General features: G+C 57.6%; 13 protein-coding genes. 8 read left to right on the top strand and 5 right to left on the bottom strand.

Features of this window, described 5'->3' with window-relative positions; all coding sequences use genetic code 11:
* Positions 1–123: 123 nt before the first annotated feature.
* The 3 genes from ACFSW5_RS10855 to ACFSW5_RS10845 form a co-directional block, all read right to left on the bottom strand.
* The gene (locus ACFSW5_RS10855) at positions 124–2,229 is read right to left on the bottom strand and encodes a glycosyl hydrolase 115 family protein (protein ID WP_379272604.1); all 2,106 of its coding nucleotides are present in this window, start codon (positions 2,227–2,229) and stop codon (positions 124–126) included.
* Between the two features lie 236 nt (positions 2,230–2,465).
* Positions 2,466–3,152 carry an LrgB family protein gene (locus ACFSW5_RS10850; protein ID WP_379272602.1) on the bottom strand — a complete coding sequence of 229 codons (687 nt, stop codon included), beginning with the start codon at positions 3,150–3,152 and terminating at the stop codon, positions 2,466–2,468.
* Between the two features lie 3 nt (positions 3,153–3,155).
* Positions 3,156–3,590 (bottom strand): CidA/LrgA family protein, encoded by a 435-nt coding sequence (locus ACFSW5_RS10845; protein ID WP_379272599.1) that lies wholly within the window; start codon positions 3,588–3,590, stop codon positions 3,156–3,158.
* Positions 3,591–3,701: 111 nt separating this feature from the next.
* Between ACFSW5_RS10845 and ACFSW5_RS10840 the strand changes: the two genes are divergently transcribed.
* Entirely contained in the window at positions 3,702–4,589 is an 888-nt protein-coding gene (locus ACFSW5_RS10840; protein ID WP_379272597.1) for a LysR family transcriptional regulator, read from the top strand.
* A 110-nt stretch (positions 4,590–4,699) separates the two neighbouring features.
* Here the strand turns inward: ACFSW5_RS10840 and ACFSW5_RS10835 are convergent, their stop codons facing one another.
* Positions 4,700–5,440, bottom strand: coding sequence for a FadR/GntR family transcriptional regulator (locus tag ACFSW5_RS10835; protein ID WP_379272594.1), 741 nt, complete (start codon positions 5,438–5,440; stop codon positions 4,700–4,702).
* A gap of 202 nt (positions 5,441–5,642) precedes the next feature.
* On the opposite strand from ACFSW5_RS10835, the gene ACFSW5_RS10830 reads away from it, so the two are divergent.
* Both ACFSW5_RS10830 and ACFSW5_RS10825 read left to right on the top strand, forming a co-directional pair.
* A complete protein-coding gene (locus ACFSW5_RS10830; RefSeq protein WP_379272591.1) occupies positions 5,643–7,058 on the top strand; it encodes an FAD-binding oxidoreductase in 1,416 nt (471 codons plus the stop codon).
* Positions 7,051–8,685 (top strand): (Fe-S)-binding protein, encoded by a 1,635-nt coding sequence (locus tag ACFSW5_RS10825; RefSeq protein ID WP_379272589.1) that lies wholly within the window; start codon positions 7,051–7,053, stop codon positions 8,683–8,685. The genes ACFSW5_RS10830 and ACFSW5_RS10825 overlap by 8 nt, the downstream gene beginning before the upstream one ends.
* 68 nt (positions 8,686–8,753) lie before the next feature.
* Here the strand turns inward: ACFSW5_RS10825 and ACFSW5_RS10820 are convergent, their stop codons facing one another.
* Positions 8,754–9,812: an ion channel gene (locus ACFSW5_RS10820; protein WP_379272586.1), complete on the bottom strand. Its 1,059-nt coding sequence runs from the start codon at positions 9,810–9,812 to the stop codon at positions 8,754–8,756.
* Positions 9,813–10,022: 210 nt separating this feature from the next.
* On the opposite strand from ACFSW5_RS10820, the gene hxlA reads away from it, so the two are divergent.
* The 5 genes from hxlA (at position 10,023) to ACFSW5_RS10795 (ending at position 14,620) form a co-directional block, all read left to right on the top strand.
* Complete coding sequence (gene hxlA / locus ACFSW5_RS10815) at positions 10,023–10,652, top strand: 3-hexulose-6-phosphate synthase (protein WP_379272581.1); 630 nt, start codon at positions 10,023–10,025, stop codon at positions 10,650–10,652.
* Positions 10,653–10,657: 5 nt separating this feature from the next.
* Positions 10,658–11,227: a 6-phospho-3-hexuloisomerase gene (gene hxlB / locus ACFSW5_RS10810; RefSeq protein WP_379272576.1), complete on the top strand. Its 570-nt coding sequence runs from the start codon at positions 10,658–10,660 to the stop codon at positions 11,225–11,227.
* Positions 11,228–11,341: 114 nt separating this feature from the next.
* Entirely contained in the window at positions 11,342–11,698 is a 357-nt protein-coding gene (locus tag ACFSW5_RS10805) for a winged helix-turn-helix transcriptional regulator (RefSeq protein WP_379272573.1), read from the top strand.
* A gap of 468 nt (positions 11,699–12,166) precedes the next feature.
* Positions 12,167–13,171 carry a Gfo/Idh/MocA family protein gene (locus ACFSW5_RS10800; protein WP_379272571.1) on the top strand — a complete coding sequence of 335 codons (1,005 nt, stop codon included), beginning with the start codon at positions 12,167–12,169 and terminating at the stop codon, positions 13,169–13,171.
* Positions 13,172–13,333: 162 nt separating this feature from the next.
* Positions 13,334–14,620, top strand: coding sequence for an ABC transporter substrate-binding protein (locus tag ACFSW5_RS10795; RefSeq protein WP_379272568.1), 1,287 nt, complete (start codon positions 13,334–13,336; stop codon positions 14,618–14,620).
* The last annotated feature ends 6 nt before the right edge of the window (positions 14,621–14,626 follow it).

Here is a 14,626-nt window from a genome sequence, read left to right as displayed (position 1 = left end):
TTGTTACCGGCAATGCAGCAAGATGACCGAAACCCGGCACGGCAGCCGAACCGAAAAATGCCGTGCCTGCAAAGGGACGAGCGGGCACCCGGGCACCGCCCGCCCGTTCGGTCGTTTGCAGGCTTAACGGTAAATGCCTTGCGCTTTGAACTTCTCCCGCAGCCGGTCGGCCAAATCGTCGTCGGAGAGCGGATTGCGGTGCGTATTTTCCAAGTAAATATACTTCTCCGTCTCCGGCATAATGTACTCCTTGTACCAGAGGAAAAAGTCCGGGCTGTCGCCGTGCATCCGGATAAACTTAAGCAAGGTGTCCATATTGTATACGGTGCTTTTTACGTTCGTCAGCCAGTCGGCTTTATAAAATCTTTCCCACTTTCCGTGCTCGGCTCGGGAAAGGAGCTTAATCCCTTCCGCATATTCGCGTTTGGCGTCCGTCGCATAAACGAACGACAGCGCAAAGCTGCCGCCGTCAAACGCTTCGTAAGCCTTGGCGAGGGCGATAAATCCGCGGCATCCGGACCGATGCAGCTCCCCGTGAAACAGCAGTTGATCGTATAAGCGCATCTTCTCGTTTTCCTCCAGCCGACCGGCAAGCGCTCTGCAGCTTGCAACCCACTGTTCCCAGCCGGGCAACGCTTCCTCGCATTTGCGTCCGAACCATTTGACCTGTTCCGCGAAGGGGACGTCTCCGGTCGCCCAATGGAGCCGCTTATCCGACTGATCCCGCTTGCCCTGTATCCAGCGGCCGACGATTTTGCGGGCCGGATGATGGTAAAATTCATCGCCGGCACGATCATCCTCATGCGGGCCGTAGCGAATCGTCAGCTCGGCATATTGGCGGTACAAACGGGCAATGCCGTCATGCTCTCCGGAGAACAGGCGGCCGATCCAGTCCGCTAAATGCCGCTCTACGTCCTCTTGGCCGGTTAGCCACAGCTTGCCGATGAAGTCGAGCAGGTACGCATGCTGCCGGATATTGCCGCAGTTGATCAGCCAATAATCTTGAGCGCCGGCATGGAACGCTTGCTGAAGCTCGCGGTTTACGAAAGCGGAGGATGACGGGAACATCGTCAAATGATTGGATGCCTGAAGGTCGTGGAACGTGACGTGATAATACAGCCCGTGCTTGCCGCGGTCGCCCGCATCCGGCAGCGCCGGTTTTCTAAGGTTTGTATTGCCGTGCCGGCGAGATACCATTTTGCCGTAGCCGTTGTCCGCCCATACTTTAATGACGTCGTCCGGCAGATCGATATGGCCTTCTTTGTACAATTCGGCGATTTCGCCGTATAAGGCGACGCAGCAGACCGGTTCCGGCACCGCTTCGTGCACCATTTCGTATTGCTTGCGGATGACCCGGCTAATCATCTCGCCCCGCGATTCGGACGTCACGAACGAAGGATCGTATTGCCAGAACGGCGCGTCGCCTTGCCCCCGGAACGACAATACCCATACGAGGGATTGCTCCTTCTGTTCCTCTATCGCATCCCGCCACAGCTTCTCGAAAAGCTCCGGATGCTCCTTGTAGCTCGGCGTCTTCCCCGGATAGGCACGCAAAAACATCTCCGCCCCAAGCGGCTCCGCATGGTGATGGGTGATCCATAGTCCCATCTCGGACGCCAGCTTCCAATGGATGCCGTCTCTCGGCAAATCCGTGCCGGGAATGACCATGTTGCCGCCGCAGCGGAGCAGCGCTTCGAATACCGGCATCCATACCTCCTCCGTCGGAGGGTAGCCGTCCTTCCAGCCGATGAGACATACCTCGTCGTTGACGAACCATCCGCGGAATCGGACGGCGGCTTCCGGCGAGATGTAATCGGTTGCAACAATCGAGACGGAGGATTGCGGCAAGATCGGAATATCCGCCCAGAACCAGAACGGGTCGACGCCGAGATAAACGCGGGACAAATGAAGAATGCCGTACACGAGGCCTAAGTGATCGCGTGCGGCTATAACCATCGCGGCATCGTCTCCGGCGGCTGCAGGGAAACGGATCACGAACGCTTCCGGCCGTTCCGGGCATTCGTCCTGCGGCTGAGCGTAGCGGATGGCGATGGAGAAATCCACCGCTTTGGCCGCGGAACTTTCCGAGCCGAAAGAAGGGGCTTGTCCGAAGACCGCCTGCCAGTCTCTCGCCAGCATATCGAGCGCGTGACGAACCGGCTTCGCCGGCCGCTCGGGTACGGAAATCGGGGTATCGGGAAGCAGCTTGTACACGTTTGCGTTGCCCATGACATACTTCCTTTCGAATGAAGTGGATTCATCCCTCATTATACCGTTGTTCAAAAAGACGGCGGAAGCGGACAAAAACGGTTATTTCCGTTAAATATCCGTGTTTCTGGCCGATACGGCGAAAGCAACGAAGCCGCCTTCCGACTTCCCGGCGCGCGCCGCTTCGTAGGGACGCGCAACGGGGACGGACGATCGGAGCGGAAATTTGGAGATTGCAAGGCCGAAGCAGCCGCCTGTTACACGAACCAGCCGATCAAAAGCGGCGCGGCGCAAAGCGTTACGAACGCGGTAATCATCATCGCGATGCCGGCTACGGAACCGGTCGCCGCATTGTATTCGAACGCTTTGCTGATGCCGGCGGAATGGGCGCTTGTTCCGAATAGGACGCCGCGGGAAAGCGGGCTGTCGAAGCGGAACCAGCGGACGACAAGAGGTCCGGCGATCATGCCGACGAGCCCGGTGACCAGCGTCGATACGGCCGTAATGGTCGGCAGCCCCCCGATCATATCGGAGATCGGCAGCGCGATGGCGGTTGTGGCGGAGCGGGGAGCGATGCTTTCGACGAGCTCGGGGCCAAGCCCGAACAGCTCCGTCAATCCGGCGGAAGTGACGAAGGCGGCAAGCGCGCCGCAGGTGACGCTGACGAATATAACCGCCGCATGCTTGCGCAGCATATCGAGATGCTTGTAAAGCGTAACGGCAAGAGCGATCGTGGCCGGCTCGACCATGGCCGTCAGCCATCGGCCGCCCCGGTTGTATTCGTCATAAGGCACATGGAACAGCTTGATGGCGATAATGACGACAATAGGCGTAACGAGCAGCGGCGTCAAATAAATTTTCGGGTGCGAGCGGTATAGCCGTTTCGCTCCCCAATAGACGGCAGCCGTAAACAAGAGCCAGAAGAAACCTGTCATTTCGTTCATCGCTTATCCCTCCCGTTCCCCGCGCGCCTGGTTGCGCGATAGCAGCTGCGCCGCATATCCGGCGCATAACATAACGGCGACGGTGCTGGATACGATAATGGCCGCAAGGCTTAAGCCGCTTGATCGGATAAGGCTTTCGTAATTGACGATGCCGACCGTCGACGGAACGAAAAACAAAAGCATTTCCGCAAGCAGCCATTGGGCGCCCAAGTCGATCCAGGACAGCTTGACGACCTTCAGCTTCAACAAGGCAAACAGCAGCACGATGCCGAGGATGCTGCCCGGTACGGGCAGCCGCAGCGCCTCGACGGCGAAGTCGGCGATTCGGGACAAAGCGACGATAAAAACAATTTGCAGAAGGATCAATCCGATTTTGCGCAAATCGACCTTTATACGCAGTCGTTCATGCTTGAGCAGCTTCGATATAGGTTTTTCCATGTTCTCTCCCGTTCCTTTCTCTCTATCAGGTAGTGTACAGCAAGGCGGTGCATGGGTAAAATGGATTTACAGTATCGTTTACATTCCATAATGGCATAAAGGACGGGCGTCATGGACATTAAACATTTGCAGTATATCGTCGAAATTATTCGCCAGAACAGCTTTACGAAAGCGGCGGAGAAGCTGCACGTCACGCAGCCGACGATCAGCAAGGCGATTAAGGGGCTGGAGAACGAGCTGGGGCAGGACGTGTTCGTCCGGGAAGGAAAACAGGTGAAGCTGACCGATACCGGAGAAGCGATCTACCGGTATGCGCAGCCGATCATGCAGCTGTTCGACGGCTTGACGACGGAGCTGAGCGACCTTGCTTATTTGCGCAAAGGCTCGGTTCGCATCGGCTTGCCGCCGATGACGGGGGCGAATTTTTTCCCGGAAGTGATGAAGCAGTTTCAGGAACGTTATCCGGGCATTGCGGTCCATATGGTTGAGGAAGGCGCCAAAAAAATCGAGGAAGCGATCCGGGAAGGGGAGCTGGATGCCGGGGTCGTGCTGCTGCCGGTCGATCAAGCGTCGTTCCATACGATTCCGCTTGTCGCGGAACGGATAATGGCCGTCGTTCATCCGGGACATCCGATCGCGGAGCGCGATGAAGTTCGGCTGGCCGAGCTGGCGGAGGAGCCGTTTGTGATGTTCAGCGCCGGTTTTGCGCTGCATGAGCGGATTATTGCGGCATGCCGGGAAGCCGGATTTGAACCGCGGATCGTTTACGAAAGCTCGCAGTGGGATTTTTTGCGGGAGATGGCGGCGGCGGGTCTTGGCGTATCGATGCTGCCGGAGACGATATGCCGGTCGTTTGCGCCGGAGAAGGTGAAGGCCGTTCCCCTTGTCGACCCGGTCATTCCGTGGCTTCCGGCGATGGTCTGGCGCAAGGAAGGGTATTTGTCGCTTGCTTCGCGGGCATGGATCGATTTTACGAGAGAGAAGTTCGGGAAGGAGTGACTTCGACGGGAGGAAACGGCCGCTTCGCCCGTCGCGCCGTTGTCGGAGAGCCGGGAGCTGCGCTGCTCCGACGAAAGCCGGGACCGAGCCGGCATAGAACTAACGGCCGTTCAGCCCGAGGCTCCGTTGGCGAAGATGACCTGCTCCACCTTGGCGATATGCCGTTCCATTTTGCCTGCCGCCGCTTTGGCGTCGCCGGCCGCGATCGCTTCGTAAATCGCGGCATGTTCCCGGAGCAGCCGTTCCGCCGTGGAACGCTCGGCGTAGAACCAGAGGGCGCGCATGTCCCGCATATGGACATGAAGCTTGTTCGAGAGCGAGTCCATCAGTTCGGACAGCACGGGATTATGCGTGGCCGCGGCGATCGACCGGTGAAAGCCGACGTCCGCCTGCTCGCTTGCCTCTTCGTTGCCGAGCGTCCGCTCCATCTCGTCCAGGCGCTCCTTCAGCAAGGCAAGATCGCTCTCGGAGCGGTTCGTCGCGGCCAGCGCCGCGCAGCCCGTCTCCAGCACCCGGCGCACCTCCAGCAAATGCCGCAGCGGCAGGGCGCGGTCCGCCCAAACGTCCGGCTGCAGCATGCCGGGATGGAGCGGACTTCCCGTCCCGCTTTCGGCTTCCGGGCGGACGCTCCGCACGAAAGTGCCGCCGCCTTGGCGGATGTCCAGCATGCCCAGCGCCTTAAGCGCGCCCAGCGCCTCGCGAATCGTCGAGCGGCCTACTCCGTATTGGACTGCAAGCTTTTCGACGGAAGGCAGTCTTGCGCCTTGTTCGTACTCGCCGTCCTCCATTTTTGTTTTTATATCCCGCATGACCCACTCGTAGCTTTTGAGCGGCCGATTGTCGTTGTTCATCCCATTGTCGCCTTTCTGCATAGAATAATATCAGCATCGAGCGTCTATGACAGCCGCGGTCGGTTCATGAATCTTCGAACTTCTGCGATAGACGTTTTAATCATTTTATTGTATAGTAAGTTTCGGAAAAAGTCATCTGATGACCTGACTAATTATAAGGCGGCAGGTTATTCATTTTTATGGGGGAAGAGGTGCTCTAAACGTGCTGGATCCTCGTTTAAAGCGGGAATTGGCCGCGATTATCGGAGAAACTTTCGTGAAAGACGACCCGCAATCGCTCGTAACGCATTCTTACGACGGAACGCCGATGCTGCAGTCGATGCCGGACGCGGTCGTATATCCCGAAAGCACGGAGCAAATATCGGAAATGATGAAGGCGCTTCACCGCTACCGCGTACCCGTCGTCAGCAGAGGATCGGGCACCAATCTGTGCGGAGGAACGGTACCCGCGCAAGGCGGCGTAGTGCTCGTCACGCACCGGATGAACCGGCTGCTCGAGATCGATACGGACAATCTGACGGCCACCGTGCAGCCCGGCTTAAACACGAAGGCGTTTATCGAGCAAGTCGAAAGCCTCGGCTTGTTCTACCCGCCCGATCCGAGCAGTATGGCGGTCTCGACGATCGGCGGCAACATTGCCGAATGCTCGGGCGGGCTGCGGGGGCTTAAATACGGTACGACCAAAGACTACGTCATCGGCTTAACCGCCGTATTGGCGGACGGCCGAATTATCCGGACCGGCGGCAAGCTGATGAAGGACGTAGCCGGTTACGATCTGACCAAGCTGCTTGTCGGTTCGGAAGGGACGCTTGCGATCATTACCGAAGCGATCCTGAAGCTCATCCCGCGACCCCAAGCGAAAAAAACGATGACCGCCATGTTCCGCGACCTGAACGGCGCGGCGCAGGCCGTTTCGGCCATCATCGAAAACCGCATCATTCCGGCGACGCTCGAAATTATGGATCAGGCGACGATAAGGGTAGTTGACGATTACGCGAAGCTTGGACTTCCTCGCGACATGGCGGCGATTCTGCTCATCGAGCAGGACGGCGACGAAGCGGGCGTGGAGCGGGATATCGGGCGCATCGCGGAAATATGCCGGGAGCAGCGGGCGGACCGGGTCGAAGTCGCGGCTACCGAGGAAGAAGCGCTCAAACTGCTGACGGCGCGGCGCAGCGCCTTTACCGCGCTGGCGCGGCTGAAGCCGACGACCATTCTCGAGGACGCCACCGTGCCGCGCTCGCGCATCGCGGACATGGTAGCGGAGATCGGCCGGATCGCGGCGAAATACAACGTGAGCATTTGCACCTTCGGCCACGCCGGCGACGGCAACCTGCATCCGACAGCGACGACCGACGCGCGGGACGCGGAGGAAATCCATCGGGTCGAGCAGGCGTTCGAGGAAATATTCGAGGCGGCGATCCGGCTCGGCGGGACGATTACGGGCGAGCATGGGGTAGGCATGGTCAAGTCGCCTTATTTGGAATGGAAGGTCGGGGAGGCGGGAATGGACGTCATGCGCGGCATCAAGCAAGCGTTCGACCCGTACAACCTGCTTAATCCCGGTAAAATGTTTCCGAAGCAATCCCGCAAAAGGCTGGTGATCGGTCATGGCTGATCTAAAGAAACAAGCGCCGCCGGAGGGGAGCGCTGACGCAACCTCCGGCGCCGACCCGGCAACCGGAATCCCTAGCGGCAGCCCGCTTGTTGCCGATCCGGGCGCTCGCGCGCAATCCGGCTCCTCCGGCCCCCATTCGCTTGCCGCTGCTCCCGCCGGACATCGGCAGCCCGAAGCCACCGGCGGCAATCCGCTGGCGGCGAAGCTGAAGCTCCGGCTGGACGAGGACCAGTTGACCAATTGTATGCGCTGCGGCTTTTGCCTGCCCGCCTGCCCGACGTTCCGCGAAACCGGCATCGAGGCGGAATCTCCGCGCGGGCGGATCGCGCTGATGAAGGCGGTTGCCGACGGACTGATGGAGCCGGACGCGGCGTTCGAGGAGCAGATGAACCATTGCCTCGGCTGCCGGGCTTGCGAGCCGGCATGTCCCGCCGACGTCAAATACGGACGGCTGATCGAACAGGCCCGGGACGCCATCGAGGACCATACGGACAGTCATCGGCGGTGGGTCAAAGCGGTGCGCCGCGCCGTCTTTCGCTCGATATTTCCGCATCAGCGCCGGATGCGGCTTGTCGGAAGCGCGTTGCGGCTATACCAACGTTCCGGGCTGCGTCAGCTGGCGCGCGGCAGCGGCATGCTCAAGCTGCTTCCCGAGCATCTGGCCGCGATGGAGCAAGTGCTGCCGGAGGCTTCGTCCAAGGGGGTTGCGGAGCGGATCGGCGTCCGCCATCCGGCCAAAGGGGAACGAATTGCAACCGTAGGCTTGTTCCGCGGCTGCATGATGGACGTGTTGTTCACGGAAACGAATATCCATACGGTGGACCTGCTAACCGAAGCGGGCTTCGAGGTGGTCATTCCGACGGGCCAAAACTGCTGCGGCGCGCTCCACGCCCATAGCGGGGAAGCCGCGGGAGCCAGGGAACTGGCGATTGGCAACATAGAAGCGTTCCGTGAGGCGGGCGTCGACTACATCGTGTCGAATGCGGGCGGCTGCGGCGCGATTATGACGGAATACGGCCATTTGCTTCACGAGGACGGAACATGGTCCGAAGAGGCGTCCCGGTTCGCGCAGCGAGTGATCGACGTCGGCGAGCTGCTTGTCCGCTTCGGCAGGGAGTTGCCGTTTAGCACGGAAGCGGCCTTTCCCGAAGCGGCTGCGAGCGGAGATGCCGCATCGACAGGAACGAGGATTAACGGGCATCCACCCTATGAAGGAACCATGCGATGCGAAAGGATGCATGATGGCGGAAACGACGAAGGATGCGGGACGTCGAAGCTGCGGGTTACCTATCAAGATTCCTGCCACTTGCGCAACGTGATGCGCACCCCCGGCGCGCCTCGCCGGCTCATTCGCCGGGTGGACGGCGTCGAATTCGTCGAAATGGCGGAAGCCGACCGCTGCTGCGGCTCCGCCGGCATTTACAACCTGACCCAGCCGGAGATGGCCGGGCAGCTTCTCGCGCATAAAATGGAGCATGCGAACGCGACCGGCGCGCAGGTGCTCCTGACCAGCAATCCCGGCTGCTTGCTGCAAATGAAGCTGGGCGTCCTGAAGCACGGCCGCGCGGACATGCAAGTCATGCATGTCGTCGACTTTTTGCATAGACATAGATCGAGCGACAGCTAATGCTTCAGGCATGCTAATACGGATCGCACCTCTTTGTGCGGCTCGCGCTAAGCGGGCCGCGGCAGCTTCTATCTATCGGAAGCCGCAGATGAGGCAGAAGGCGAGGCATCGGCGATTTTCCGATAGGTAAGCTCGTCGGCGATAATGAACAGCCGGGCATGCTCGGGAATCGGCTGCTCCAGCTTGCGGATAATGCCGGTATCGTCGTGGTCGGACACCAGCACGGCTCCCAACGATTTCAGCTCTTCGTAAGCGTCGTTATAGGTGATCCAGTGTTTTTTCTTGCCGATCGCATACAGCTCGTCTCCGTGCTGCTTGCTCAGCAGGTTCATGAACAGCTTGGACGCTCCCTTCTGAATCGTTGCGCTGGCGATTAAGTAGGAGATCGATTGCTGCGATAAAATAAGCTCGTCGACCTTGGCGTGTTTAAAATGAATGCGGTGGTTTTCCTTCAAAATTTCGGCGACGGTGTAAATGTCGCGGTTCGTTTTCTCCCCGTAGCTTTCGATGGTCGTCGCAATGAGGAGCGTTTGCCCGTCCGCCAGTTGGGGCGTTATGCCTTGCGGGGCGAAAATGATAACCGCCTTGGCTTCGGCCGCGTTCGCGCGGTCGAGCGTTTCATGCTCGGTCGGATCGCCGCTGATATAATGGATCCTTTCATGCTCGAAAGGCGTCTTGGGCAAGTCCGCGATCAGGACGATATCGGCCCGCAGGTCCGCATTCAGCATTTCGCCCACCGCGTCTTTTATTTTATCCTCCGACCACCCGATGACGACGTAATGCCCTTTCCCCTTGTAATCCAATTTGCCCTCCTCCTTTTGCCGCTTCCAGGTCAGAAATTTATCCGTTATTTTTCCGATGCCCGCCCCGATGATAAAAAGGCCGGCGAAGATGACGATAACGCCAAACGCCATTCCCGCTTTCGTTACCGGAAAATAATCGCCGTAGCCTACCGTGGTCGTCGTTACGACGACCCACCACAACCCTTGCCAATAGGTCGGAAACTTCTCCGGCTCCAGCCAATGAATGATCGCCGGGCTTGCCGCAAAAAAAACGGCGATAAACTTCAGCAACGTTTTATCGTTCATTTGAATGATTTTTTCCAGCGCTTTCTGAAAGAAGAACATGGCCGACTAGCACCTTTCGTATGAGGATTCGCCGCTTCATTCTTTAATAGTACAGCAAACGCCGCGGGGAATAAACCAAAATCAGGGATAAGCCAATAGTATCCTCCGCGTAACTAACTGACGGCAAAGTGCGTACTTCCGCTTCGGCGGCAAGGCGTTTATGATCTTCCTTGTAGCGCGCGCGAATGAAAACAAAGGAGCGATGATCGGATGCAACTGCAACTCGCGTTGGACCTTGTCAATATACCGGAGGCTATCGAACTCGTCAAAGAAGTGGAGCCTTACGTCGATATCGTCGAAATCGGGACGCCTATCATTATCAACGAAGGACTGCATGCGGTAAAAGCTTTGAAGGAAGCTTTCCCTTCTCTTCAAGTGCTGGCCGACTTGAAAATTATGGACGCCGGCGGATATGAAATCATGAAAGCGGCGGAAGCCGGAGCGGACATCATTACCGTACTGGGGGCCACAGACGATTCCACGATTAGGGGAGCGGTCGACGAAGCCAGGAAACAAAACAAAAAAATTATGGTCGATATGATCAACGTTAAAGATATCGCAACCCGCGCGAAGGAAATCGACGCGCTTGGCGTGGATTACATCTGCGTTCATACCGGCTATGACCTGCAGGCGGCCGGAAAAAACTCCTTTGAGGAGCTGCAAACGATCAAAGCCGTCGTCAAAAACGCCAAAACGGCCGTCGCCGGCGGCATCAAACTTCATACGCTGCAGGAAGCGATATCCGCCGAGCCGGATCTGGTCATCGTAGGCGGCGGGATTACCGGCGCCGACAATAAAAGCGGCGTGGCCGCACAGATGCGGCAAATGTTAAGGGGCTAAGCGCTATGCTGCCGGAAGGATCATATACTTCGGCAATCGCCCTCGAGCTAAACCGGCTGATGAACGATGCGGCGCTTGCCCAGCCGGATGCCGTCGATTCGTTTGCGGATCGGCTGCTTCGGGCGAACCGGGTTTTCGTCGCGGGAGCGGGACGTTCCGGCCTAATGGGCAAAGCCTTCGCAATGCGTCTCATGCATCTGGGCATCGCGGCTTACGTCGTCGGCGAAACGATTACGCCCGGCATTGCCGAATCGGACGCGCTTGTGCTCGGTTCGGGTTCGGGCGAAACGGCAAGCTTGACGGGTATGGCCCAGAAGGCGAAACGGCTTGGCGCTTCCGTTCTGCTCGTGACCGTCAACCCGGATTCCCCGCTTTCACGGCTTGCCGACGAGACGGCCGTGCTGCCGGCGGCGGCCAAAGATGCGGCGCCCGGTTCGGGAACGACCATCCAGCCGATGGGATCGCTGTTTGAGCAAGGTTTGCTCGTATTTTACGATGCTGTCGTATTAAAGATGATGGAACGGAGACAGATGAGCGGAAGCGCCATGTACGGCAGCCATGCCAACCTGGAATAAGCGGCCGGCCAGAAAGCCCATAGGCTTCCATGCGTTTCCCGTTTAGTTGCTTCGCCCCGGTATATAACATATACTTAGTATCATTACGAAACTACGTATCGGGGGGCGAAGCGAATGGCGCTTGAAGTGAAAGATCGCATTAATCTGAAAGCCATCAATTGTGAAAAAGAGCTGACCCTTGCCGTAATCGGCGGAAAGTGGAAGCTTATTATATTGTGGCATCTCGGCTTGGAAGGAACGAAACGGTTCAGCGAGCTTCGCAAGCTTATTCCGGGCATCACGCAAAAAATGCTGACGAACCAGCTGCGCGAGCTGGAAGAAGACAAGCTGGTCAAGCGCAAAGTATATCCGGAGGTTCCCCCTCGCGTCGAATATTCCATGACCGAATATGGCGAAAGCCTCATGCCGGTACTTCGCGGCATGTACGACTGGGGCAAAAATTACGGCGAAAAAGTCGTATGGAACGATTAACGTTCCTCGGCCGAACCTATGAAAAGAAGACGGATCGCCATCCCGATGAAGGATGCGGCCGTCTTCTTTTTGCCGTGCCGTATCTTGAGAATCGAGTTCTCTTCAATACGGATAACGGCGCCGCAACGGATGGCCGCGCGCGCAAAGCGCCGTTCTGGCGAATCCGATCAAAAAAAGCGACCCGCATCGCTGCGGGTCCAAGGTACTGCTATATATATAACATTGGGGTTGAGTCTTATTATAGGGGCGAAACCTTAACGGAAGCTTAGTAGAACCTTAATCGTTCCATAAATTCGGGTTAGAAATCTTTAAGAATCCGTTTATCGAGGTTGTTTCGATTGCGGCAAGAACGATTCTTTGTCGTTTTTGTACAGCGGCGATGTCCTGATTTTAGACTAAAAAGAAATATATGGCTGTGCTATTCTAGTGGCAGATGTCTGATATTTATACAAAGGAGTGCTGGCCGCTATGATCCGAATCGGCAAAATCAGTTATTGGCACGTACACGCTTGGGATTATACGAAACAAGCGCAGCAGCATCCGGAAACCGAAATCGTCGCCGTATGGGACGAGATCGAGGAGCGCGGCAGAGAGGCCGCCGACCGGATTGGCGCCCGGTTTCATGGAACGCTTGGCGATCTTCTGGCAAGCGACGATATCGACGCCGTCATCGTGGACGCCCCGACCTCCATGCATCGCGACGTCATGGTGGAGGCGGCACGGGCGGGCAAGCATATTTTTACGGAGAAGGTGCTCGCCCCGACGCTGAAGGAAGCGAACGAAATTGTGGCGGCGGTGAATGAAAACGGTGTCAAATTGACGGTTTCGCTTCCGCGCCTGAACGACGGGTATACGATTGCGATTCGGGAGCTGCTGGCGGAGGAAGCGCTTGGGCAAATCACCCTCGTTCGCGCCCGGCTGTCCCATAACGGGGCGACGGCGGGCTGGCTGCCGGAACATTTTTTCAATAAGGAACAATGCTTGGGCGGCGCTTTAATCGATTTGGGCTGCCATCCGATGTATTTGACGCATTTGTTCCTGAACGAAGCTTCGACCGGCGTGTCCGTGCAGTACGGATTCGTCACCGGCAAGGAAGTGGAAGACAATGCCGTTGCGCTGCTGTCGACTCCTTCGGGCGCGGTAGGCATTGTCGAAGCGGGCTTCGTCAATGCGCATTCGCCTTTTACGATCGAGATCCACGGCACGGAAGGCACGCTTCTGTACGGTACCCCGGAACCGAAGCTGCTGCTTCGGACCTCGAAGAAGGGTGCGGGCAGCGCGGAGGCTTGGCGGGAGGTCGATACGGCAGCGAAACGCGAGAGCGCGTTCGAGCAGTGGGTAGGCCATATCCGGAACAATACGGCGGCGGAGGAAAACATCCGGCTTGCGCTGGCCTTGACGAAGCTGATGGAAGCTGCGGGACAATCGGCTCAAGAAGGCCGGAGAGTCCGGCTGGAGGAGCTGCAAGGATAAGAGAAGCAAGAAGCGATCGGCGCATGCCGATCCAGATAATTTTGAAAGCGATTCCATACTGTTGATGAAGCACAGACGTTAATAACCGATCTCGTTAGTCGTCGCAATCAACCATTAAGGATTCTCTGAGTCTTCTACCAATTAAAAAGGAAGGTGTAAGGGATGATTAGAGGTACGATATTGCTCGCGATCGCGGTTATGTTCTTTACGGCGCTGGCCGGCTGCTCGGGAGGCGGCAATGCTGGTTCAGGCGGGAAGGAAGCGGGCAAAACGACGGTTACGTTGTGGCACCCGATGACCGAATTGACCGGCGAGGCGATGGAAGAAGTCGTCAAGGCGTTTGAAGCGAAACACCCCGATATTAAAGTCAATCCGGTTTATATCGCGCAGCAGGGCGAAGGCAAAAACGAAAAGCTGCTTGCCGCCGTAGCGGGAGGCAATCCTCCCGACGTCGCGTACTTCGACCGGTTCGAGGTCGCGACATGGGCGGCGCAAGGCTCGCTGACCGATCTGACCGAATTCGCCAAGGCGGACGGCATCACCGCAGACCAGTTCTATCCGTTCGCATGGGAGGAAGCGAACTACGAGGGCAAGCTGTACGCGATGCCGACGACGACGGACGCGCGACTCGTATTTTACAACAAGGATCATTTCAAGGAGGTTGGCCTTGATCCGGAGAAGCCGCCGCGCACCATTCAAGAATTGGAGGAAGCGGCAGAATTGTTGACCAAGAAAAACGGGAAGCGGTTCGAGCGGATCGGCTTTATTCCGTGGTACGGCCAAGGCTGGTTTTACGGCTGGGGCTGGTCGTTCGGGGGCGAATTCACCGATGCCGAAGGGAACGTGACGGCAAATGATCCGAAAAACGTAGAAGCGCTCACCTGGATGGCGGAATACGCCAAAAAATATAACATCGAAGATATCGCGTCGTTTACGGATTCGCAAGGCACGACGACGATGGACCCGTTCTTCACCGGTCAGCTCAGCATGCAAGTATCCGGTCCGTGGACGGTGTCCCAGGCGAAAAAGTTCAACCCCGATCTGAACTACGGCGTATTTCCGATGCCGACGCCTACCGGCGACAATCATACGACGTGGTCCGGCGGCTGGGCGACCGTCATGCCGAAAGGCTCCAAAAACCAGGAAGCGGCATGGGAGTTCATGAAGTTTTTCTCCGGCGAGGAAGGGCAGGAAATTTTCAGCCGGATTTCCGGCGACTTCTCCATTAACGATAAAGTGAACGAGAAGCTGGGGTATAAAGAAGATCCGATTTTCAAAGCGTTCATCGACATTTTGCCGGTGTCGCACGCCCGTCCCGTCATGACCCAAGGGTCGCTGTATTGGAACGAGCTGGCGACCGCGGTCGATATGGCTACGCGGGGCAACGGCACGCCGCAGGAGCTGCTGGATCAAGTAACGGAGAACGTATCGAAAGCGTTGGGGAAGTAAACGTTC

This window comes from Paenibacillus thailandensis, from assembly GCF_042685365.1.
GTDB lineage: Bacteria > Bacillota > Bacilli > Paenibacillales > Paenibacillaceae > Paenibacillus_AP > Paenibacillus_AP thailandensis.
Note: the sequence above shows the minus strand (reverse complement) of the source record. Positions and strands in the feature narration are given on the sequence as shown.